Raw genomic sequence first — 20,680 nt, 5'->3', positions numbered from 1 at the left:
GCAAATGCTGGGCGCTAGCATGCATTGCTGGAAGCACATGGCGGCCTGCGGATTGCTGGTCCATGCGGTCGGCTGCACGTCGGGGGATCCCGGCAGGCCGGCATTCGTCGAGCAAATGATCGCGCAGTTGCGCGACAGTGAGCAGCGAAACCCGCCGGCACAGATCTGGCGCTATGCCTACAAGGGCATGGCGGTCTACTACGTCACGCCCTATTGCTGCGATGTTCCGGGCGAGCTCTACGACGATGCCGGCAAGTACATCTGCGCACCGGATGGCGGTATCGACGGGCGCGGCGATGGAAGGTGTCCGGAATTCTATCGCGAGCGGCGCGATGCGGCGCTGGTCTGGGCGGACCCGAGGTGAAGCCGGGCAGCGTTCGGGCGGCTGGCCCGATGATCGGGGACTGCGCGCAGCCGGCGTATGGATATTTCAAAGCTGCCAACGCGCCGCGGGAAATCCCCAGACGCGACGACCCGGAGCCGCGCCCGCTGCGGCCGTATGCCAGGGTGAAGGTTCCATGACGCTGGCGGAGGCTCAGGGGAACGCTGCACGACCGGCCGTCGGCGTCGCCACGTGGTTCTGGAAACGGACCGGATGGCCGAGTCTGCAGCGTTCGTTCGCAGGATCGGGATGCGTCCGCTATTCGAAAGCGCTGACGCTGGAGTCAGCGAGCTGCGGTGGAACGCATTTGCTGTTGCTGCGGAAGGAACAAGCGCCCGCGGGACCTGCTGCTTTCGATCTGATGGTGGACGACATCCACGACACGCATCGGCGCTTCACGGATGCTGGGCCTCGACCCGGCGCCGATCGAGTCCAGGCCGGACCTCGGCCACGAAGCGTTCCGGGTCGTGGAACCTGCCGGCCGGGTCATCACCTTCTACTCCAGTCATGCAGCCGGTGAGCCGGTTTGCGATGAACCTGTCGCATATGTCGACTATCGACCGGAGTGACGGAGGCAGAGGCAGTGCCGAATCGGACGGTCACGCCGCCGGGCCCGGCAGTCGGCATCGAGGCCGCGACGAATGGCCCTGCGTCGACCCGGTTGATGCGTGTTCCGGAAAGGGCGGTGGTACCATGCGCCTGCCCGGCATGTCAGGCGTACCGGTTCCCGGTCCGGATTTGTGATTTCAACTGTTAACAGTGAGGGCAGGTCATGAGGATTACAGTTACAGCCGTGATCGCGGCGCCTGTCGATGCGGTATGGCGTGCCTATACGACACCGGAAGACATCAAACAGTGGAATGCGGCCTCCGCCGACTGGCACACGACCGCCGCCGCGGTCGACCTGCGCGTCGGCGGCGCCTTCTCCTCGCGCATGGAGGCGAAGGACGGGAGTATGGGTTTCGATTTCGCCGGTACCTACACGAACGTCGTCGAGCCGCGGCTGCTCGAGTATGCATTCGGTGAGCGGATGGCAAGGGTCGAGTTCGTGCCGGGGGCGGACGGTGTGCGGGTCACAATTACGTTCGATGCCGAATCCAGCCATACCCCGGAACAGCAGCGGGCGGGGTGGCAGGCGATCCTGGAAAACTTCAAGCGTCACGTGGAGGCACAGCCCCGGCAGTGAAGCCGGCGCTTGAAGGAGCGGTCAAGCCATGCCTGCACTCACCCGGAAATTCGACGTCACGCAGCGCATGCGCAGGGTTGCCGTGATTGCGCACATGCTGCGTCACGCCAGCCGCAGCCGGCCCTGGCGCTGACAGGGGAATCATGTCGATCGCGGCTGGCGACGGATCACGATCATGACGCAATCGAAGGCCCCTTTGTATCGGCCTTTCCCGAAGACAAGAGTGATCTGGTCGCGAAACACGCCATAGCGCTGCTGGACGAGGAATCGACCCCGCATCACATATCCCCGGTTGCCGGCTCTCGAAATGCACGTCTTGCTCGGATCCGGTTTAACCGCTGCTGCAGATAAAGGTGCAAAGATTCCCCGTGTGCGCTATATCTATGTGCGCCAGGCAGCCGGCCGGCGCAGCACCCCTGACCGGGTCGCAGCGGCAGCCGGTGGCACCGACCGATCGATGCGCCGTTGCAAGGCTGTAGCATGGACCTATACGACAAGAGCCTCGTCACCGTTATCGGCGTCTCGCTGGTGCTGGTCGCGCTCGCGATCCCGCTGGTGTTGCGCAGGGTGCCACCCAATCCCGTCTACGGTTTCCGCACCCGGGCGACGCAGGCCGACGCGGCGCTGTGGCGCGAAGCGAATGCCTACTTCGGCCGCTTGCTCATCGCCGCGACGGCGATTGCCTGCGCCTTCGCCATTACCGTCCGTTTCACCCTGCCGCTCGCGCCGGGGCTGGTCGTGCCGCTCACCGTGGCGTGTTTCACCCTGCCCGGCCTGTTCGCGGCGCTGGCCACGCTGCGCTTCGTGCGGCAGCACCCCGGGGCGGGCCGGTGATGCCGCGGCGGCCGCGAACCCTGCGCCGCCGCACGGTATCCTGAGACGGGTCCTGCCCGATGACCGATCCGGCGCACACCGATCGCACGCTCCAGACGGCGCGGACCCTGGCAGGCACCGCCGCGGCGATCTACGCCGCGTTTGCCGATCCGGCACGACTGGCGCAATGGTGGGGGCCGCAGGGCTTCACCAACCGCTTCGAAACGTTCGAGTTCAAGACGGGCGGCCGTTGGCGGTTCGTCATGCATGGCCCCGATGGCCACGATTACCGCAACGAATGCATCTTTGCGGAACTGGCGGCGGACCGGCGGATCGTGATCCAGCATGTCTCCCCGCCACGGTTCACGCTCACGGTGTCGCTCCTGCCCACGGCTGACGGAACCCAGGTGCGCTGGGTCCAGGTATTCGAGGATCCCGCGGTGGCGGCGGCCGTGCGCCATGTCGCGGAGCCCGGCAACGAGCAGAATCTCGATCGTCTGTCGCTGCACCTGGGCGCCGGATCGTGATGCAGCCGCATACCCTGCCGGGCATCGACCGCCACGGCGCGCGGGTCAGGGTGTATAGTTGGCGCCATGACTGAGGTGATCATCCGCACTGTGCATTTTCTCGGCATCATGGTGCTGGCATCGATGCTCGTGGGCGAGCATCTGCTGCTCAAGCCGCGGCTCGGGGCCGAAGACATCCGGCGCCTGGCGGTGATCGACGCGATCTACGGGCTGTCGGCGCTGGTCGTCCTCGGCGCGGGGCTGTCGCTCTGGTTATGGACGGGCAAGCCGGCGGCGTACTACAGCGGCAACCCGGTCTTCCACGCCAAGCTGGGCGCGTTCGTGCTGCTGGGCCTGCTGTCGATCTACCCGACCGTGTTCCTGCTCAGGCAGCGCAAGTCGCCGGCAGCGATCATCGCGGTGCCGGCGCGGCTGATCCACATCGTCCGGGCGGAACTGCTCGTACTGCTGCTGCTGCCGGTCCTGGCGGTGCTGATGGCCCATGGCTATGGCCAGGGCTGATACGGTAGCGCCTGTGTCCGTGCCGCGCGCCCGCCTGCGCACCGCGCTCGTGCTCGCGGCATGGCTGCCCTGTCTGCTGCAGGCCGCGGAACCCGCCGCCGGGGATACGCGCGAACGGGTGGAGCTGCCGGCGCAGATGCAGGCGCACATGCTGTCGAACATGCGCGATCATCTCGCCGCCCTGGACGAGATACTGGCGGCGCTCGCGCTGGGCGACCTGGATGCCGCGGCCCGGATCGCGGAGGCCCGCCTGGGGATGAGCGCGCTCGAGGCGCACGGGGCGGCGCACATGGCGCGGTTCATGCCGGCGGAGATGCAGCGGGCCGGTACCCGCATGCATCACGCGGCCAGCCGTTTCGCATTGCGCGCGGAGGAGGGCGAGCCGCTGCCCGCCTACCAGGCGCTGTCGGAGGTGACCGCGGCGTGCGTGTCCTGTCATTCGGCGTATCGCATCCGCTAGCGCGGCCTGCCGTCCTGCGGGCGTCGCGGCGGTGCGCTCGTTCCGGCGCAATGCCGCGTGGCGCGGCGCGCGCATCTACAACCGGCGGCATGAATCGGCATTGCGGCAGCACATGACCGTCCCGGACCGGCAGGACATCGCCCGGGACTGGGCCGCCAGGGGATTCAGCTGTGCGCTCTGGGTCGATCCCCCGGGCCAGTGCTGGGAGGATTTCGTGCACGATACGGATGAACTCGTGTGCGTGCTCGAGGGGACGCTGGTATTCGAGGTCGACGGCGCGGTCAGCCGGCCGGCGCCGGGAGTGGAACTCTGCATCCCCGCGGGCGTGCGCCACTCGGTGCGCAATAGCGGCGACACGACCGCGCGCTGGCTGTACGGTTACCGTCGCCGCGCGGCAGACGCTACAATCCCCGCGGGTGACCGGCGGTGATGCCGGGATGACGGCATGCCATCGTGCGCGTGCCCCACGCGCGGTTGCGGCAGGTCGGGTCAGACGGTTCTACCTGAGCATAAGAGACGGCAACATGCAGCCAATTCGCGTCCTGTGCGCCGCCCTGCCGCTCGCGCTGCCCGGCCTCGCCGCGGCCGCAGATCCGGCCATCGACCTGGTCTACGTCGACAAGTCCGCCGCCAGGCTCTACCTGGTGTCGCAGGGCGCGCCGGTGCGGGAATACGCGGTGGCCTTCGGGGCCAACCCGGTCGGGCACAAACAGCGGGCCGGCGACGAGCGGACGCCGGAGGGTAGCTATACCCTGGACTACAAGAAGTCCGACAGCGCCTTCCACAAGGCCATCCACATCTCCTATCCGAATGACGCGGACCGTGCCCGCGCGCGCGCGGCCGGCGTGGACCCGGGCGGCGCGATCATGATCCACGGTCAGCGCAATGGCCGTGGCTGGGTGGCCTGGATCACGCAGGGCTTCGACTGGACCGACGGCTGCATCGCGGTGACCGACCGGGAGATGGACGAGATCTGGGAACTGGTCGAGACCGGCACGCCGATCCAGATCGTGCCCTGAGCGCGGGTGGCGCACCCGGCGCCACCGCGCAGAACGCGCTGGAGGCTGCGGGATACCGCGGCGGAACGGGAGGAAGCACATGCAGGCAGCCGTCTACGACCGCTACGGACCGCCGGACGTCCTGCAGCTGGCGACGCTGGACGATCCCGTGCCCGCGCCCGACGCGGTGCTGATCCGCATCCGGGCGGCGGCGGTGGCAGCGGAGGACTGCCTGTTCCGTCGCGGCCGGCCGCTGGCGGCGCGGCTTGCCACCGGCCCGGTCCGGCCGCGCGTGCCGGTGCTGGGATCCAGCCTGGCCGGCGACATCGTCGCCGTGGGCGCGGCGGTCCGGCGCTTCCGGCCGGGCCAGCGGGTCTTCGCCGCGAGTGACTCCGGTTTCGGTGCCCATGCCGGGGCGGTCTGTCTGCCGGCCGACGGGGCGCTGGCGCCGCTGCCGGCGCGTCTCGATTACGCCGAGGCCGTGAGCCTCTGCGCGGGCGGGCTGACGGCGCTGCCCTTCCTGCGCGATGCGGGCCGCATCCGGCGTGGTCAGCGGGTCCTGGTGATCGGCGCATCCGGCTCGGTGGGAACGGCTGCCGTGCAGCTGGCAGTGCATTTCGGCGCCGAGGTCACCGGGGTCTGCAGCACCGCGCACCTGGAACTTGTGCTTGCGCTCGGTGCCGAACGGGCCATCGACTACACCCGCGAGGATTGCACCCGTACGGCCAAACGCTACGACATCGTGTTCGACACGGCGGGCAAGAGTTCCTTCGCGCGCTGCCGCGGCGTGCTGCGGCGCGGCGGCGTCTATCTCGCGACGGTACTGACACCGGCGATCCTGCTGCAGACACTGTGGACGCGCATCCCCGGCGGCCGGCGTGCGCGCATCATGTTCACGGGCCTGCGGCCGGCGGCCGACAAGGCCCGCGACCTGGCGTTCCTGGGGGCGCTGGCCGACGCGGGCGCGTACCGCCCGGTCATCGACCGGCTGTATCCGCTGGAGCGTATCGTGGAGGCGCACCGCTACGTCGAGCAGGGACACAAGCAGGGGAACGTGATCGTGCTGCCCGCGCATGCCGGTGCATGAGCGGGATTGCGGGCCGATACAGGAACGACGGCCGGACGGCGGCTGCGCAATGACGGAGGCGGAAACGCGTGAGACAGGCAAGGACCGGGCTGGTGCTGATGGCCGTGCTGCTGGCGGCCATGCTGGGAGGCTGCGCGCCGCCGGGCGCCGTCCGGGGCTCGGTGGCGGACGGCGCGCTGAGCGAGCTGATCGCGAGCGTCGAGTACATCGACGACGACAACCAGGTGGTGGATCCCCGCTTCCAGGCCGGGCATCTCGTCCTGGTCTTTCCCTATATTCCGGGCCGGATCTTCGGCACGCCCGGCAACGACCTGCTGTTCACCGTCCTGCTGACACCCGAGGACCGTCTGCACCTGGAGCTGTCGCGGGCGGAGCCGGGTCTGCGGGCCGGGGCGGCGACGCTGCAGGCGGGCGCGGAGACGACCGGGCTGTCGCTGCGGCCGGCGCGCACCCGCTTCGCACGCATCGGTACCTTCCCGTTCGACGCCAAGACGCGCCAACCGCTGGGCGCGGGCGGCTTCGTCGACGGCGGCACGCGCGAAAACCTGGTCCTGATGTATTTCGACCGGGCCTGCACACTGACGGGTGAGGTCGCGATCGACGACGAGACCTACGTCCACGACATCAGCATCCCCGCGGCGGGATTCTATTTCCTGCGCATCCGCCAGGACGGACCGCGGCGCTATGTGCTGCAGCGGGTGACGGCACTGCCGCCGGTCGTATTCACGATCCGGCCCACGCAGCTGCAGCCGACCTGAGCGGCGCCCGGCCCGGGGCTGTTCCGGCACGGCCCGCGCGGCTGCCGCAGGTCCGGCCGCGTCCTGTATCATCGACGACGGCGTCGGCCCGCATCCCGGCAGGGCCGCGACTTCCCGCGACAGGCAACACGCATGCAGGCTCCCGCCGGCCAGGATGAACCCGTCCCGCTACGCAGCGGCTACCGCCGGCTGCCCGGCGGCATCTGGGCGCTCGGCCTGGTCTCGATGCTGATGGATGTCTCCTCCGAGCTGATCCACAGCCTGCTGCCGGTGTTCCTCGGCACGGTGCTCGGCGCCTCCATGCTGACCATCGGCGTGATCGAGGGCAGCGCCGAGGCGATCGCGGCTTTCATGCGCGTGTTTTCCGGCGTTTACAGCGATTACCTGGGCCGGCGCAAGCCGCTGCTGGTGCTCGGCTACGGCCTCGCGGCCGTGACCAAGCCGCTGTTCCCGCTGGCGGCGACGATCGGCTGGGTCTTCACGGCGCGTTGTGTCGACCGGATCGGCAAGGGCATCCGCGGCGCCCCGCGCGATGCGCTGGTCGCGGACCTGGTGCCCCGGCACCTGCGCGGCGCGGCATACGGCCTGCGGCAGGCGCTCGATACCCTGGGTGCCTTGCTCGGGCCGTTGCTGGCGCTAGTGTGCATGGTCCTGCTCGCGGACGATATCCGCGCGGTGCTGTGGCTGGCGGTCGTCCCCGCCGTGCTCGCCGTCGCCGTGCTGCTCGCAGCGGTGCGCGAGCCGGCTGCCACCCTGTCCGGGAAGCGCGGCGCGCTGGCGCCCGCCAGGGTGCGGTCACTGCCGCCGCGCTTCTGGCGGGTGGTCGCGCTCGGTGCCGTCTTCACCCTGGCGCGCTTCAGCGAGGCCTTCCTGATCCTGCGTGCGCAGGAGGTGGGGCTCGCCATCGGATACGTGCCGCTGATCATGGTCGTGATGAACGCCGTCTACGCGGTCTGCGCCTATCCCGCCGGCGCGCTGGCCGACGTGCTGTCGCCGCGCCGGCTGCTGCTCGCCGGACTCGGCGTGCTGATCGCCGCGGATGCCTTGCTGGCCGTGGCGGGGACGCCGCTGCAGACCTTCGGCGGCGCCGCGCTGTGGGGGCTGCACATGGCGCTGACCCAGGGACTGCTGGCGAAACTGGTGGCCGACACGGCGCCGGACGACCTGCGCGGCACGGCCTTCGGCATCTTCAATCTGGTCAGCGGCGCGGCGCTGCTGCTGGCCAGCGTGATCGCGGGCGCGCTGTGGCAGACCCGCGGCGCCGTGGCCACGTTCGGCGCCGGGGCGCTGTTCGCCGCGGCGGCGGCAGGGGGGCTGCTGCTGTACCGGCCCGGTGCGCGCGGCGGTGCAGCGGCCGGACCGGGCTGAAGGCGGGCACGCGCGGCGTGCATCGGACCGGCGGCACTGCGTATACTCGGGATGTGGGATACCGGTGGCTGCCGGGCGGTGGCCAGGGGGACCGGAATGACACGTCTGCTGATCGTTTGCCTGCTGTGTACGCCCGTGCTGGCCTGGTGGCTGTACAAGCCCGTGCGCATACTGGCGCCCGGGCTGGTGCCGGGCGTGACCTGCGTCGATGCCACCTTCTGCCTCGATGACACCGCGCGCCTGCCCGAGGCCGCCGCGCTGTACGAGCGCGCGGCCGACTACGTCAGTGCGGTGGCGGGCACCATCAAACACCGCCCGCGCGCCGTGTTCTGCGCGACCGAGACCTGTTTCCGCGCCTTCGGTTTCGAGCACTCCAAGGCGCGCGCGGTGGGGGTCTCCGGGATCGTGATAAGTCCGCGCGGCTGGGATCGCTTTTACCTGCGTCACGAGCTGATCCATCATCTGCAGGCGGAGCGGCTCGGCGTGATTGCCCAGCTGCGGGCGCCGGCCTGGTTCACGGAAGGCATGGCCTATGCGCTCAGCGGCACCAACGCCGAGCTCGAGGAACCCTGGAACAGCTATCGCGCAGAGTTCGATGCCTGGTACGAGCGTATCGGCAGCGGGGCGCTGTGGACGGCGGCGCGCGTACTGTGACACGGCAGGTTCCGGCGCAGACACTGACAGGATGTCTGACGCCGGCCCCGACAGACTGACAGTAAGACAGATACCCGGGAGGCAGGATGCAACAGCTGAGCAGCAACGAACGCATTTTCATCGACCGGCGCCGCCGGCTGATCCGCTGGTGGCCGCCGGTGCTGCTGTTGCTGCTGCTGCTACTCGCCGGAACCTGGCTGTTCCTGTACCTGAAACATCCGCCGCTGGCCAACACCTCCTACGTGATCGCGGCCGTGGCCGACGGCACCCTGTCGTCCGATGTCATGCAGCTCTCGGCGCTGTTCCTGCCGCTGGTGACGACCGTGCTGTTCTTCGTGCTGATCGTCATGCTGCTGTTCCTGCACCTGACCATCAGGAACGAGCGGCGTTACCAGGCGATCATCCGCCGGCTGCAGCCGCCGGCGCCGGGCGCTAGCGGCTAGGCATGGTCACGGCGAACGGCAAGCACGTGGTGCTGGGGTTGCTGGCAGCGACCGCCCTGCTGGCGGGTCTGCTCGAACCGTTGCTCGGCGCGCGCGGCGGGCCGGCATGGCTCGACATGGTGCTGTCGCTGGGTTGCGCTATCCTGGTATTTACGTGGTATATCTTCGACACCGACGAGCATGCCTACCGGCGCACACCGCTGCTGAACGCGATGGTGGTGGCCGCGGGCGTCGTGGCGATTCCGTATTACCTGCTGCGTTCGCGCGGCGGGCAGCAGGGCCTGCGCGCGTGTGGGCTGTTCCTGCTGGCGCTGGCACTCTGGTTCGCACTGGCGGCGGCCGGCCTCGGTATCGGGGAACTGCTGTTCGGGGCGTGAAGCGGCGGGCCCCGGTAGAGTCACGGATCTGACCGCAGGGGGACAGAGTCTATGAGCCGCATCGCGCATCCTGACGCCGAGCGACAGATCTATCACCTGGCCGGCTGGTGCGGCATCCTGCTGCTGGCCGCATTCGTCGTGCCGCGGTTCGTGCCGCAGGACGAAGGGTTCGCCGCTGGTGCGACAGCGACGCTGGTGTTCCTGGCGCTGCTGCTGTTCACCGCGGTGGCCGCGCTCTACCTGTTGGTGCGGACGTTGCGGGTGTACGCCGAGCTGTCGCTGCCGGCGCGGGTATGCGGCATCGCGCCGGCGCTGATCGTGCTGACCGGGTTGGCCGGTGTGCTGCTGTTTCTGGGTTACTGAGGCCGGCCGCGCGCGGACCGGGTGTTGCTGACGTTACTGCATAAGGAGCCATGCATGCGCAGAATACATATCGCCCTCGGTGTTAACGACATCGCGTCTTCGATCGCGGACTATACGCGGCGGCTCGGGATCGCACCCGTGGTGGTGGTGCCCGGCGAGTACGCGCTGTGGCGAACCGACGGTCTGAACCTGTCGGTGCGTTACAGCGAAACGGGTGCCGCCGGGCAGCTCAGGCACCTCGGCTGGGAAGACGATGCCTGCGAGGTATTCACGGTGGAGGTGGATGTGAACGGGATCGCCTGGGAGCGCTTCACCGCAATGCAGCAGGCCGGGGAGATCCGGGCGATCTGGCCGGATGCCGATTACACCTGGTAGCGCCGCGTGACCGCGGTTGTCCCGCCGCCCACGGTGGCGCCGGGCGGCCGGCGTCCGTACCCGGAGTCGCCGCGCTGATCGCGATCGCCGGAGTGCACGTCGCACCCCGCGCGGGTCATCGAGTTCCCGTCATTGCGGGCGCAGCGATGCAATCTCACGGCATGCCAGCAGTCGGTTGAATATTGCAGCGGGGCGGGTTCCTCGCGCTGACGTCATATACATAGCTTCCCCGGTTTCCCGCGCAGCAGCACCGTACCGCCCGCTGTTTCCCGGCCGCTGCAGGCATGCCCGTGCCGCCGTCGCTGTGCCGATGTACTCCGTCCGGTATCCGGTTTACTATCCGCCTGGCGCTGGGCAGACGAGGTCAGCCGCCATGGAAACACCGATACTCGACCGCTATACCCGTACCGACGACGGCCGGCTGATCATCGATATCGCCGCCAACCGGGTCGAGGAACTCTACAGCGACTACGACAACACCGCGAACTTCCTGAAAAAGGACCTGGAGCCGGACCTGGTCGAGTACCTGGTCGAATCGGTGCGCGAGATCGGCGCCGAGCCGTTCGCGGTCCGTTTCAGCTTCGCGCGGGCGGTGGACAGCGACAGCACGTCGCGCGTGATGCAGAGCATCAACACCTATTTCACCTACCTGGTACATCTCGAGACCCGCGAGCTCAAGCAAATGTTCCGCACCTCGTTTATCATGCTGCTGGCGGGGCTCGCGCTGCTGACGCTGTCGGTGCGCGTGAATCTCTACGTGGAGCACAGCGAGGCGGTCATCGCGCGGGTGTTCGCCGAGGGCCTCACCGTCGCGGCGTGGGTGGCGCTGTGGAACGCGCTGGCCACGTTCCTGCTCAACTGGGCGCCGTACCGGCGCCTGCTCGCGCTCTACCAGCGCATCGCGCAGGCGCCGGTGCTGTTCAGTACCCGCTCCGGCGCGGATGCGGAGTGCGCGCCGCAGCGGCAGATCGTGCAACAGCCATAACGGGAGTCAGTGGATGTTCGAATGGTTTTCCAGCCCGGAGGCCTGGATCGCGCTGGGCACGCTCACGGCCCTGGAGATCGTGCTCGGGATCGACAACATCATCTTCATCTCCATCCTGGTCGGCCGCCTGCCGGCGCAGCAGCGCAACTTCGCGCGCACCACCGGGCTGGCGCTGGCCATGCTCACGCGGCTCGCGCTGCTGTTCTCGATCGCCTGGGTGGTCGGCCTGACGGAACCCTGGTTCACGCTGCTGGGCGAGGCGATCTCGGGGCGCGACATCATCCTGATCGGCGGCGGCCTGTTCCTGCTCGGCAAGGCTACCTTCGAGATCCACGACAGCCTCGAAGGCGCAGCCGAACATACCGCGCCCGGCGCGGTCGCGGGCATGGGTGCGGTGCTGTTCCAGATCGCGGTGCTCGATATCGTGTTCTCGCTGGACTCGGTGATCACCGCCGTCGGCCTGGCCAGCCACGTCTCGATCATGGCGATCGCCATCGTGCTGTCGGTGGCTGTCATGCTGTTCGCCGCGAAGCCGATCGGCGATTTCGTCGACGCCCATCCCACCATCAAGATCCTCGCGCTGTCGTTCCTGATCATGGTCGGTGTGACCCTGATCGTGGAGGGTTTCGACGTGCATGTGCCGAAGGGCTATATCTACTTCGCCATGGCGTTCTCGGTCGCGGTCGAGATGCTGAACATCCGCATGCGCAGGCGCATGGCCGAGCCGGTGCACCTGCACAAGCGGCTGGAGGAGTGAGCGGCGCCGGCGGCATGTGGCGGCAGTCGCGGGCCGGGCCGGGATGCTATGCTGGTAGCGAAGCCTGTCCCATGCCGGCCGCGCTATCGCCTGGCGTCGTGCGACGGGCCCTGCCGTGCTGGCGGGCGCGTGCGCCGGCAGACTGTACGCAGCGGGAATGACGGGAGGCATGACATGAACAAGAAACCGATCGGTGGCCTGTTTGCATTGCTGCTGGCCGGGGCGGTGGGCGCGGCCGAGGCGCCCGCGCCGGCACCCAACGGCATCAGCCTGCCGGAGGGATACCGCGACTGGCGCGTGCTCGGCGTATCGCACCGGACCGACAACAACACGCTGCGCGTGATCCTGGGCAACGATACGGCCGTGGCGGCGGCGCGCGCCGGCCAGACCCGACCCTGGCCGGACGGCGCCATCCTCGGCAAGCTGGTATGGAAGGACGTGACGCACCCGGCCTGGGAAAAGGCCACGGTGCCGGGCGATTTCGTGCACGCCGAGTTCATGGTCAAGGATGCGGCCCGGTATGCGGCCACCGGCGGCTGGGGTTTCGCGCGCTGGACCGGACTGGATCAGGCGCCCTACGGCAAGGATGCCGGCTTCGTGCAGGAGTGTTTCGGCTGCCATACGCCGGTGCAGGAGAACGACTACGTGTTCACGCATCCGGCAGTCCTGCCGTAGCTCCGTACGGAAGATTGCGGACGCGGTCCGCTGCTGCAGGGCAAGCAAATCACCGCAGGTGTAATTCGCGGACACGGTCCGCTGCCACAGGTGCATCGACTGTCGTGGGAGCGGATTGCGCGCGCAGGGCTGGCGTGGCGCAACTTGCGGACGGTCCACTCCAGCGGGTGGATCCGAACGATGCCGCTGTAGACCGGATCAGTGATTGCGGCCAGCATCCCGCCGGGATGCAAACGAGCAGGTGAACGCATGGCAAACGACAAGAACTCCCGCAACGGCCGCCTGGATGCGGTCGTGGCACAGGCGCAGCAGGAGCGGGCCCGGCGCGAGGCCGGCTACCGCGAGCAGGCGCTGAAGCTGTACCCCTGGGTGTGCGGGCGCTGCAGGCGCGAATTCGGCCGCGCCAACCTGCATGAACTGACAGTGCATCACCGCGATCACGATCACGACAACAACCCGGCCGATGGCAGCAACTGGGAGCTGCTGTGCCTGTACTGCCACGACAACGAACATGCGCGCTACCTGGAACAGCAGGAGGCGGCCAGCGCCAGCGGCAGGACCGGCGCCGGCGTCTCGCACAAGGCGCTCGCCGGGCTCGCCGATCTGTTCAGGAAAAAGGACGGATGACGGCTGGTGCTGATGTTGCTACTGAAACCAGGCCTTGCGCAGAGACGCAGCGCAACGAGTCGCTCCTGCGCGCAAAGCGGCCGATACTGCTCGCGCTCGCGTGAACGAACGGGTCCGCAATCGATGTCCTTCCCGGATATCGAGTCACTGCGACGTGTGCTTACGGTACCGGCCAGCAACCGTCATGCCGGCGAAAGCCGGAATCCAGTCATTCATATTTTTAGTAGGGCCTTAACCGGCCAACATCCGTCATGCCGGCGAAAGCCGGAATCCAGTTGGCATTTTGCAGGCGTAGATCCGGGTTCGGCCAGTTCGTGTCATTCCGGGAAATATGGCAAACGGCAGGAATGCCGCAGAATACGCCGTTCCCGTTATGCAATCGGTACTACCTTTTCAACTGTAAATGAGTTGCAGTTCTACGCACTCCGGAAGCCCCGTTCATGCCGTAATACAAATCAGTCACCGGAATGGGATATGATTGGACGTTCATGCAACCAGCACTAGCGGCCGAACCCACAACGAGAGCAAGAACAAGGAGATAGAACCGATGCCGGAACAGGACAACCAGAAACTGGCTGCTGATCTTGTAAAGTCCCTGGGTTTGCAGCACCCCCCCCTTGCTATCCACTTCAGCCAGGAAGCCTTGCCTGGCGTTGAGCCATTTGACGACGAAATGCCGGCAGCCACCGCCGATGGCCGTACAGGTCGTGTACCAGCCGGTTGCGTTTTCTGGATGAAGGCTGAAGGACGAACTTTCAGCACAGTAGCTGAAGATCATGCCAACTGTAGTGTTGGCAGTGTAACTCACGGTTTCAGGTCGCTGGATGAGGTAGGTGACAAGTCAGATGTAAGTGCGTTGGTCGGTGCTGGATGGGTGGCACCGGAAATATTCCCGGAAATACCGGTGATTAAAGGGCGATACAAGTATGTGACCTACGGACCATTGCAGGATGCCGGTCAGACGCCGGATGTAGTGTTCTTGCGAATTAACGCAAAACAGGCAATGACTATCTCGGATGCATTCCCCGACATGCATTTCGAAGGTAAACCGCAATGTCACATCATCGCAATAGCAAAGGAGCAGCATGAGGTGGCAGTCAGCGTGGGCTGTATGTTAAGCCGTGTCCGTACTGGCATGCCTAATACGGAAATGACCTGCGCTATCCCCGGGGTTCGTCTTGCTGAGGTTGTGCAGCAGATCAAAACAACAACTGTCATTGACGGTACAGTGGCCAATTATGCTGGCGAGGACACACGGCGCTTCGAGAAACGCTGACACTGATTCCTTTGCAAACCTACTCACACCGAGAGGGATTCTCTCGGCGTGAGTGGGCATTCCTGAAGGTGATCTGCTGCCAAAACACAAACGGCAACTTTCAGTACCTGCCTGACATGCAAGGCAAAATCCTGAACTTCCGGTTCGGGTCGCCTCCCGACTGTTACACGTCCCTCATTGAAGGAATGGCTTGCAGTCCGGAATGGGGCATCATCTGGCCTTAAGCGATTGCCTGCTTGCCACGACTGCAGGATCGGTATGGCTGCAATTCAAAGCCACAATGCGGCGCTGTAGCCGGGGCGATTACGGATCTTCACAAATCAGACAAGTCCCGACGACGACAGAATCCTTGTCTGTGTCCTCGGTGTCCTCTCTGTTGCGAAGCGGATTTTGGTCTCTTGACGACTTTGCCAAGGAATTAACCGGGCTAGCCGTGAGCGGTCACTAGCCGGTGATCTTCACCAGCGTGCTCTCCACGCCGCGCTGCCTGAGCGTGCTGCGCGTGCGGTTCAGCGCGTCGAGGTCGCGGAACGGGCCGACGCGCACACGGTGCCAGGTGGTCTTGTTGTCGATGCTGATCTTCTGGACGCTGGCCTCCAGGCCGAGCAGGGCCATCTCGGCCTTCAGGTGGTCGGCCTGGGCGCTGTTGCGGAAGGAGCCGACCTGCAGGAAATAGGTGCCGGGTTGCTCGACCTGCGGCACGCCCTGCTTGGGTTTGCCGGTGATTTCCTGATCCGGCACCACGACTTCCATCTCCGGCAGCAGGGTGTAGAAGTCGAAACGCGGCTTCGGCGGCTCGGCCGGGGCGGCGCTGTCCTGCTGCACCTTGCCTGCAGGTCCGGCCGCCGGCGCCGGCAGCGCCTCGGGCGGCAGGGGTTCCTTGATGAACACCTGCGGCTGTACCGGCGCCGCCTGCATCTTGATATAGACCAGGAATGCGACGAACAGGCCGATGAGCAGGCCGGAAAGCACGGCGACCAGCGGCGACAGAGCGGGTTTCCTGCGGCGCGGCTGCGCGCGGTGCTTGTAATCGCGTGCCATGCCGCAGCCTACATGCTGTCAGGCGCACTGACGCCGAGCAGCCGCAACCCGTTTTCGATCGCCTGTCGGGTCGCCTCGATCAGGGCGAGGCGCGCATCGCGCAGCGGGGCGTCGTCGATGATGAACTTGTGTGCGTTGTAGTAGGTATGGAAGTCGTTCGCCAGTTCGCGCAGATAATGCGTCAGCTGGTGCGGTTCGTGGTTGAGCGCCGCGCTCTCGATGACCTCGGGATAGCGCGACAGGTTGACCAGCAGCGCGTCCTCGTGCGGTTCGCTCAGCCGGTCCAGCGCGGCCAGACCCGCGGCCTGGTCCCAGTGCAACCGCTGTTCGGCGAGCTGGCGGAACACGCTGCGCACGCGTGCGTGCGCATACTGGATGTAGTACACCGGGTTGTCGTTCGACTGCGACTTGGCCAGGTCCAGGTCGAAATCCATGTGCTGCTCGCACTTGCGCATGACGTAGAAGAAGCGCGCGGCATCGTTGCCGACCTCGTGGCGCAGCTCACGCAGCGTGACGAATTCGCCGGAGCGGGTCGACATCTGCACCTTCTCGCCGTTGCGGTAGAGAATCGCGAACTGCACCAGCAGCACGTCGAGCCGGGCGGGGTCGTCGCCCAGTGCGCTGAGCGCGGCCTTCACGCGCGGCACGTAGCCGTGGTGATCGGCGCCCCAGATGTCGATGACGCGGTGGTAGCCGCGTTCCAGCTTGTTGGCATGGTAGGCGATGTCTGAGGCGAAGTAGGTGGTCTGCCCGTTGTCGCGCACGATGACGCGGTCCTTCTCGTCACCGTAGTCGGTGGAGCGGAACCAGAGCGCGCCGTCACGCTCGTAGACGTGGCCGCTGGCTTTGAGCCTGTCCATGCAGCGGGCCACCGCGTTGCTCTCGGTCAGCGAGCGTTCCGAGAACCATTCGTCGTAGTGTACGCCGAACTCCTCGAGATCGCGGCGGATGTCGCCGAGGATGGCGGTGAGGCCGGCATCGAACACCTCGCGGTAGTTGGCGCCGCCGAGCAGTGACTTGATGCGTTCGATCAGGCCGTCGATATGCGCTTCCTTGTCGCCGCCGGCTGGGGCGTCGGGCGGTACGCCTTCGAATACAAGCGCGACCGGGTGACGCAAGACATCACCGCCCTCGCGATGCAGCGTGGCCGCGATGTCCCAGATGTAGTCGCCCTGGTAGCCGTTGGCCGGGAACTCCACCGTATCGCCACACAGCTCGAGGTAGCGCAGGTAGACGCTGGCGGCCAGGATGTCCATCTGGCGGCCGGCATCGTTGACGTAGTACTCGCGGTGCACCTCGTAGCCGATGGCCGCGAGCAGGTCGGCCACCGCGGCACCATAGGCCGCGCCGCGGCCGTGACCGACGTGCAGCGGGCCGGTGGGATTGGCGGAGACGAACTCGACCTGCACGCGCTGGCCGCTACCGTGCTTGCTGCGTCCGAAACCGGCGCCATGTTCCAGGGCCGCGCGCACCACGCCGTGCCAGGCGGCGGGGCCCAGGTGGAAGTTGATGAAGCCGGGGCCGGCGATCTCGATGCGTTTGATACCGGTGCCGGGTTCGATGGCCCCGACCAGCAGTTCGGCCAGCTCGCGCGGCTTGCGCTGCAGCGGCCGGGCCAGCAGCATGGCGTAATTGGTCGCGAAATCGCCGTGTGTGCGTTCGCGCGTGCGTTCGACCATGATCCCGGGCAGGCCTTCGGCCGGCAGGCTGCCGGCGAGCTGCAGGCGGTAGACCGCATCGGCGAGTTTGCTGGTGATCAGTTCTTTCACGTGGTTCCGGAGTGCGGCGCTGAAGGGCCGCAGATTGTTCGATTTCGGGCTGGCGCGAGGATCAATGGGGTCAGACTCGATTGATCCACAAAGATTGCGCAGGGTTGTCCAGCTGCGAGATCAATCGAGTCTGACCCATTGATCGGGGCCAGGCGGCTATTATCCGGTCCCCCGGGTTTCTTGCAACCGGCTCAGTAGGTGTCCGCGGGGTCGACGTCGACCGACCAGCGTACCCGGCGCGTGGCGCGGTCCTGCTCCAGCTGGCGCACGAGCGTGGCCAACAGCTGCTGCAGGTTGCCGCGCCGGTCGGACTGCAGCAGCAACTGGGCCCGGTAGCGTCCGGCGCGCCGTTCCATGGTGGCGGGGACCGGTCCCCAGGCCTCGATGCCGGATACGCCGGTGGCGCGGATCAGCGCCTGGACGCCGTCCAGGAAGTGTACCGGCGCGCCGGGATCCGACGCTTCGGCCCGCAGCAGCGCCAGGTGCGTCACCGGCGGCAGCCGTGCCGCGTGGCGCTCGGCGAGTGCGGCACGGGCGAAGGCCGGGTAGCCCTCCCTGACCAGCGTGAGCAGCAGCGGATGATCGGGGTGCGCGGTCTGGATCAGCACCTGACCGGCGCGGTCATGCCGGCCGGCGCGGCCGGCGACCTGCACGATCTGCTGCGCCATGCGTTCGCTGGCGCGGAACTCGGTGCTGAACAGGCCGTGATCGGCATCGAGAATGCCGACCAGGGTCACATTCGGGAAGTGATGCCCCTTGGCCAGCATCTGGGTGCCGAGCAGCAGCTGGCGCCGGCCGCGCCGGGCCCGTTCCAGCAGGGCGTCCAGCGCGCCCTTGCGCCGCGTCGTATCGCGGTCGATGCGCAGCATCTCCACATCCGGAAAGTGTTCCACCAGCGCCAGCTCGACCCGCTCGGTTCCCTGACCCTGGGGATGCAGGTCGCTGCCATGGCAGGCGGGGCAGGTCGTGTCGACCGGGCGCTGGCTGCCGCAGTGGTGACAATGGAGCCGGTTGTCGCTCTGGTGCCAGGTCAGGCGCGCATCGCAGCGCCGGCATTCCGCTACCCAGTCGCAGTCGTAGCACATCAGCGTCGGGGCGAAGCCGCGGCGGTTCAGGAACAGCAGCACCTGGCCCTCGGCTGCGAGGTGCTGGCCGATCCGTGCCAGCAGCGGGGCGGACAGGCCGTGTTCCAGTGGCTGGTGGCGCACGTCGATCAGCTCGAATGCCGGGAGTTGCGCCGTGCCGGTACGTTCCGGCAGTGCCAGCCGCTGATAACGCTGCTGCTCGACGTTATACAGGCTTTCCAGTGAGGGCGTGGCCGAACCCAGTACCACGGGTATGCCGAGATGGCGCGCGCGCCACACGGCCAGGTCGCGCGCGGAGTAGCGGAACCCGTCCTGCTGTTTGAGCGAGGCATCGTGTTCCTCGTCGACGACCACGAGCCCGGGGCGGGCGAGCGGCGTGAAGATGGCTGAACGCGTACCGATGACGATCGCCGCGGCGCCGGTGCGGGCCCGCTCCCAGGCCGCGTGCCGTTCCCGGTCGCCGAGCCCGGAATGCAGGACCGCCAGCGGCACGGGGAAGCGCCGCGTGAACCGGCTGACCAGCTGGGGGGTGAGTCCGATCTCCGGCACCAGCACCAGTGCCTGGCGCCCGCTTGCCAGTACCGTCTCGATCAGGTTGAGGTAGACCTCGGTCTTGCCGCTTCCCGTGACGCCTTCCAGCAGCCACGGTTGAAAGCGGTCGAGCCGGGCGCGTATGGCCTCGACCGCCTGTCGCTGCGCCTGGTTCAGGTCATGGCCGCTGCCGGCCGCCGTCTCCGGGTCCGCGGCAGCCGGCTCGACGCGCACCTGCTCGATCCAGCCCTTGTCGGCCAGGGCGTGCAGTACGGCCGCCGGTGCCGCCAGCGCGGCGCGCTCGATGCCGTCCGGGTGCGCGTGCAGGGCGGCGATCACCTCGGCCTGGCGCGGCGCACGCTGCAGCGTGGCCGGATCGACGTCCCGGCCCGCCGCCGTCAGGCGCCAGCGCCGGGTCGCGCCGGGTGCCGCCGGCTGGCCGTGCCGCAGCAGCGCGGGCAGCGCGGCAGCGAAGGCCTCGCCGACGGGGTACTGGTAGTAGTCGCTGGCCCAGGCCACCATCGCCAGGAGGTCCGCTCCGATGAGCGGCGTTGCATCGAGAATGGCCTGCGCGCGCCGCAACCGGGTCGCCGCGACCGCCGGGTGGGTCACCACCTCGAGCAGGATGCCGATGACGCTGCGGCGGCCGAATGGCACCTGCACCCTTTGCCCCGGCAGCAGTGTCGTTGCGGCCGTCATCCCGCCCGGTGGCAGGTAATCGAAGCTGCGGTGCAGCGGTGTCGGTACGGCGATGCGCAGGATGGGCTGTGTCATCGCGCAGCGGGGAAAAAAGGGTTTTGTGACAAACTCACTTTAGCATCACTGATTGAGAGGATTTCTCACGATTCAGGGCTAAGCCATTCATCCGATTGAGTGGCATTGGTTATCCACAAAATCTGTGGATAACTTTGTGGACTATTTGTGACAGAGGTGCTCAAGTGCCTATATTTCCAGTGCTGGCGTTAGATTGTCTTTTTTTTGCTCAAAAATATATTCATATAAAAAACAGATATTTGTAGTAGTTGATTAGCTTCTAATATTGACCGGGGTCAAGTTTCGGATTTTTTTCCCAACGGCAGGCCCGCTGTGTATAAAACGCGGGCGGGACGGGTGGATGGCGCCTCGCCCGCGTCAATTTGCAGGCTGCGTCACCCCCCGAGTTGCACCGTTTTGAGGCGAGCCGCACGCAGGTCCGGGCTGTTGCGCGTGGGCATGATAGCACCCGTGTCCGGTGCCGGGGATGGCCCGACGGCGGGGCCCGCGAACCCGATGCGGGCCCCGTGGCCGGGGGATGGGACTGGCGCCTGCTAGAGCTGCTTGATGGCCTGGATCAGCTCGCCGACCATGGCCTGGCCATCGCCGTAGAGCATGCGCGTGTTGTCGCCGTAGAACAGGGCGTTCTCGACACCGGAGAAACCCTTGCCCTGTCCGCGCTTGATCACGATGACATTTTTCGCCTGGTCCACGTTGAGGATCGGCATCCCGTAGATCGGGCTTTCCGGGTTGGTCCGCGCCATCGGGTTGACGACGTCGTTGGCGCCGATGACCAGCGCCACGTCGGTCTTCTGGAACGCGGGATTGATCTCGTCGAGGTCGTAGAGCAGGTCGTAGGGGACGTTGGCCTCGGCCAGCAGCACGTTCA

25 protein-coding genes are annotated in these 20,680 nt (G+C 67.0%); 21 read left to right on the top strand and 4 right to left on the bottom strand.

Features of this window, described 5'->3' with window-relative positions:
- Positions 1-37: 37 nt before the first annotated feature.
- The 21 genes from R3F42_03300 to R3F42_03200 all read left to right on the top strand — a co-directional run bounded on the left by R3F42_03300 (position 38) and on the right by R3F42_03200 (position 14,612).
- Positions 38-364 (top strand): hypothetical protein, encoded by a 327-nt coding sequence (locus tag R3F42_03300; protein MEZ5541049.1) that lies wholly within the window; start codon positions 38-40, stop codon positions 362-364.
- 790 nt (positions 365-1,154) lie between these two features.
- Positions 1,155-1,568, top strand: coding sequence for an SRPBCC family protein (locus R3F42_03295; protein ID MEZ5541048.1), 414 nt, complete (start codon positions 1,155-1,157; stop codon positions 1,566-1,568).
- A 480-nt stretch (positions 1,569-2,048) separates the two neighbouring features.
- Positions 2,049-2,402, top strand: a complete 354-nt coding sequence (locus tag R3F42_03290; protein MEZ5541047.1) for an SdpI family protein — start codon at positions 2,049-2,051, stop codon at positions 2,400-2,402.
- A 59-nt stretch (positions 2,403-2,461) separates the two neighbouring features.
- Entirely contained in the window at positions 2,462-2,908 is a 447-nt protein-coding gene (locus R3F42_03285) for an SRPBCC domain-containing protein (protein MEZ5541046.1), read from the top strand.
- Between the two features lie 66 nt (positions 2,909-2,974).
- Complete coding sequence (locus R3F42_03280; protein ID MEZ5541045.1) at positions 2,975-3,409, top strand: DUF2214 family protein; 435 nt, start codon at positions 2,975-2,977, stop codon at positions 3,407-3,409.
- A 13-nt stretch (positions 3,410-3,422) separates the two neighbouring features.
- The gene (locus tag R3F42_03275; GenBank protein MEZ5541044.1) at positions 3,423-3,869 is read left to right on the top strand and encodes a hypothetical protein; all 447 of its coding nucleotides are present in this window, start codon (positions 3,423-3,425) and stop codon (positions 3,867-3,869) included.
- A 31-nt stretch (positions 3,870-3,900) separates the two neighbouring features.
- Positions 3,901-4,299 (top strand): cupin domain-containing protein, encoded by a 399-nt coding sequence (locus tag R3F42_03270; GenBank protein ID MEZ5541043.1) that lies wholly within the window; start codon positions 3,901-3,903, stop codon positions 4,297-4,299.
- A gap of 94 nt (positions 4,300-4,393) precedes the next feature.
- Complete coding sequence (locus R3F42_03265; GenBank protein ID MEZ5541042.1) at positions 4,394-4,888, top strand: L,D-transpeptidase family protein; 495 nt, start codon at positions 4,394-4,396, stop codon at positions 4,886-4,888.
- A gap of 79 nt (positions 4,889-4,967) precedes the next feature.
- On the top strand, positions 4,968-5,954 hold the full coding sequence (locus tag R3F42_03260) for an NAD(P)-dependent alcohol dehydrogenase (protein ID MEZ5541041.1): 987 nt from the start codon (positions 4,968-4,970) through the stop codon (positions 5,952-5,954).
- 68 nt (positions 5,955-6,022) lie between these two features.
- A complete protein-coding gene (locus R3F42_03255; GenBank protein ID MEZ5541040.1) occupies positions 6,023-6,712 on the top strand; it encodes a hypothetical protein in 690 nt (229 codons plus the stop codon).
- A 132-nt stretch (positions 6,713-6,844) separates the two neighbouring features.
- Complete coding sequence (locus tag R3F42_03250) at positions 6,845-8,080, top strand: MFS transporter (protein MEZ5541039.1); 1,236 nt, start codon at positions 6,845-6,847, stop codon at positions 8,078-8,080.
- A 96-nt stretch (positions 8,081-8,176) separates the two neighbouring features.
- Complete coding sequence (locus R3F42_03245; protein ID MEZ5541038.1) at positions 8,177-8,734, top strand: hypothetical protein; 558 nt, start codon at positions 8,177-8,179, stop codon at positions 8,732-8,734.
- An 86-nt stretch (positions 8,735-8,820) separates the two neighbouring features.
- A complete protein-coding gene (locus tag R3F42_03240; GenBank protein ID MEZ5541037.1) occupies positions 8,821-9,177 on the top strand; it encodes a hypothetical protein in 357 nt (118 codons plus the stop codon).
- Between the two features lie 2 nt (positions 9,178-9,179).
- The gene (locus R3F42_03235; GenBank protein ID MEZ5541036.1) at positions 9,180-9,554 is read left to right on the top strand and encodes a hypothetical protein; all 375 of its coding nucleotides are present in this window, start codon (positions 9,180-9,182) and stop codon (positions 9,552-9,554) included.
- A 51-nt stretch (positions 9,555-9,605) separates the two neighbouring features.
- Positions 9,606-9,917, top strand: coding sequence for a hypothetical protein (locus tag R3F42_03230; GenBank protein MEZ5541035.1), 312 nt, complete (start codon positions 9,606-9,608; stop codon positions 9,915-9,917).
- A 54-nt stretch (positions 9,918-9,971) separates the two neighbouring features.
- Positions 9,972-10,292 (top strand): hypothetical protein, encoded by a 321-nt coding sequence (locus tag R3F42_03225; protein ID MEZ5541034.1) that lies wholly within the window; start codon positions 9,972-9,974, stop codon positions 10,290-10,292.
- 373 nt (positions 10,293-10,665) lie between these two features.
- Complete coding sequence (locus R3F42_03220; protein ID MEZ5541033.1) at positions 10,666-11,277, top strand: hypothetical protein; 612 nt, start codon at positions 10,666-10,668, stop codon at positions 11,275-11,277.
- A gap of 13 nt (positions 11,278-11,290) precedes the next feature.
- Complete coding sequence (locus R3F42_03215; GenBank protein ID MEZ5541032.1) at positions 11,291-12,034, top strand: TerC family protein; 744 nt, start codon at positions 11,291-11,293, stop codon at positions 12,032-12,034.
- A 174-nt stretch (positions 12,035-12,208) separates the two neighbouring features.
- Positions 12,209-12,709 (top strand): cytochrome P460 family protein, encoded by a 501-nt coding sequence (locus R3F42_03210; protein ID MEZ5541031.1) that lies wholly within the window; start codon positions 12,209-12,211, stop codon positions 12,707-12,709.
- A 249-nt stretch (positions 12,710-12,958) separates the two neighbouring features.
- Positions 12,959-13,336 carry a YajD family HNH nuclease gene (locus tag R3F42_03205; GenBank protein ID MEZ5541030.1) on the top strand — a complete coding sequence of 126 codons (378 nt, stop codon included), beginning with the start codon at positions 12,959-12,961 and terminating at the stop codon, positions 13,334-13,336.
- Between the two features lie 547 nt (positions 13,337-13,883).
- The gene (locus tag R3F42_03200; GenBank protein ID MEZ5541029.1) at positions 13,884-14,612 is read left to right on the top strand and encodes a DUF169 domain-containing protein; all 729 of its coding nucleotides are present in this window, start codon (positions 13,884-13,886) and stop codon (positions 14,610-14,612) included.
- 444 nt (positions 14,613-15,056) lie between these two features.
- Here R3F42_03200 and R3F42_03195 read toward each other — a convergent pair whose 3' ends face one another.
- The 4 genes from R3F42_03195 to R3F42_03180 all read right to left on the bottom strand — a co-directional run.
- Positions 15,057-15,653, bottom strand: a complete 597-nt coding sequence (locus tag R3F42_03195) for an SPOR domain-containing protein (protein MEZ5541028.1) — start codon at positions 15,651-15,653, stop codon at positions 15,057-15,059.
- Positions 15,654-15,661: 8 nt separating this feature from the next.
- Positions 15,662-17,422, bottom strand: a complete 1,761-nt coding sequence (gene argS / locus R3F42_03190) for an arginine--tRNA ligase (GenBank protein ID MEZ5541027.1) — start codon at positions 17,420-17,422, stop codon at positions 15,662-15,664.
- A 191-nt stretch (positions 17,423-17,613) separates the two neighbouring features.
- Positions 17,614-19,812 carry a primosomal protein N' gene (locus R3F42_03185; protein MEZ5541026.1) on the bottom strand — a complete coding sequence of 733 codons (2,199 nt, stop codon included), beginning with the start codon at positions 19,810-19,812 and terminating at the stop codon, positions 17,614-17,616.
- Between the two features lie 533 nt (positions 19,813-20,345).
- The coding region (locus tag R3F42_03180) for an NAD(P)(+) transhydrogenase (Re/Si-specific) subunit beta (protein ID MEZ5541025.1) at positions 20,346-20,680 on the bottom strand (335 nt) is incomplete at its 5' end.

It is taken from the genome of Pseudomonadota bacterium, from assembly GCA_041395565.1.
In the GTDB taxonomy this organism is placed as follows: Bacteria; Pseudomonadota; Gammaproteobacteria; order UBA9214; family UBA9214; genus UBA9214.
Note: the sequence above shows the minus strand (reverse complement) of the source record. Positions and strands in the feature narration are given on the sequence as shown.

Coding starts and splice junctions, on each gene's coding strand:
- R3F42_03285 (MEZ5541046.1), top strand. CDS start 2,462: ATGACCGATCCGGCGCACACCGATCGCACGCTCCAGACGGCGCGGACC.
- R3F42_03185 (MEZ5541026.1), bottom strand. CDS start 19,812: ATGACACAGCCCATCCTGCGCATCGCCGTACCGACACCGCTGCACCGC.
- R3F42_03220 (MEZ5541033.1), top strand. CDS start 10,666: ATGGAAACACCGATACTCGACCGCTATACCCGTACCGACGACGGCCGG.
- R3F42_03240 (MEZ5541037.1), top strand. CDS start 8,821: ATGCAACAGCTGAGCAGCAACGAACGCATTTTCATCGACCGGCGCCGC.
- R3F42_03225 (MEZ5541034.1), top strand. CDS start 9,972: ATGCGCAGAATACATATCGCCCTCGGTGTTAACGACATCGCGTCTTCG.
- R3F42_03280 (MEZ5541045.1), top strand. CDS start 2,975: ATGACTGAGGTGATCATCCGCACTGTGCATTTTCTCGGCATCATGGTG.
- R3F42_03300 (MEZ5541049.1), top strand. CDS start 38: ATGGCGGCCTGCGGATTGCTGGTCCATGCGGTCGGCTGCACGTCGGGG.
- R3F42_03230 (MEZ5541035.1), top strand. CDS start 9,606: ATGAGCCGCATCGCGCATCCTGACGCCGAGCGACAGATCTATCACCTG.
- R3F42_03295 (MEZ5541048.1), top strand. CDS start 1,155: ATGAGGATTACAGTTACAGCCGTGATCGCGGCGCCTGTCGATGCGGTA.
- R3F42_03210 (MEZ5541031.1), top strand. CDS start 12,209: ATGAACAAGAAACCGATCGGTGGCCTGTTTGCATTGCTGCTGGCCGGG.
- R3F42_03235 (MEZ5541036.1), top strand. CDS start 9,180: ATGGTCACGGCGAACGGCAAGCACGTGGTGCTGGGGTTGCTGGCAGCG.
- R3F42_03250 (MEZ5541039.1), top strand. CDS start 6,845: ATGCAGGCTCCCGCCGGCCAGGATGAACCCGTCCCGCTACGCAGCGGC.
- R3F42_03265 (MEZ5541042.1), top strand. CDS start 4,394: ATGCAGCCAATTCGCGTCCTGTGCGCCGCCCTGCCGCTCGCGCTGCCC.
- R3F42_03195 (MEZ5541028.1), bottom strand. CDS start 15,653: ATGGCACGCGATTACAAGCACCGCGCGCAGCCGCGCCGCAGGAAACCC.
- R3F42_03245 (MEZ5541038.1), top strand. CDS start 8,177: ATGACACGTCTGCTGATCGTTTGCCTGCTGTGTACGCCCGTGCTGGCC.
- R3F42_03260 (MEZ5541041.1), top strand. CDS start 4,968: ATGCAGGCAGCCGTCTACGACCGCTACGGACCGCCGGACGTCCTGCAG.
- R3F42_03200 (MEZ5541029.1), top strand. CDS start 13,884: ATGCCGGAACAGGACAACCAGAAACTGGCTGCTGATCTTGTAAAGTCC.
- R3F42_03215 (MEZ5541032.1), top strand. CDS start 11,291: ATGTTCGAATGGTTTTCCAGCCCGGAGGCCTGGATCGCGCTGGGCACG.
- R3F42_03205 (MEZ5541030.1), top strand. CDS start 12,959: ATGGCAAACGACAAGAACTCCCGCAACGGCCGCCTGGATGCGGTCGTG.
- R3F42_03290 (MEZ5541047.1), top strand. CDS start 2,049: ATGGACCTATACGACAAGAGCCTCGTCACCGTTATCGGCGTCTCGCTG.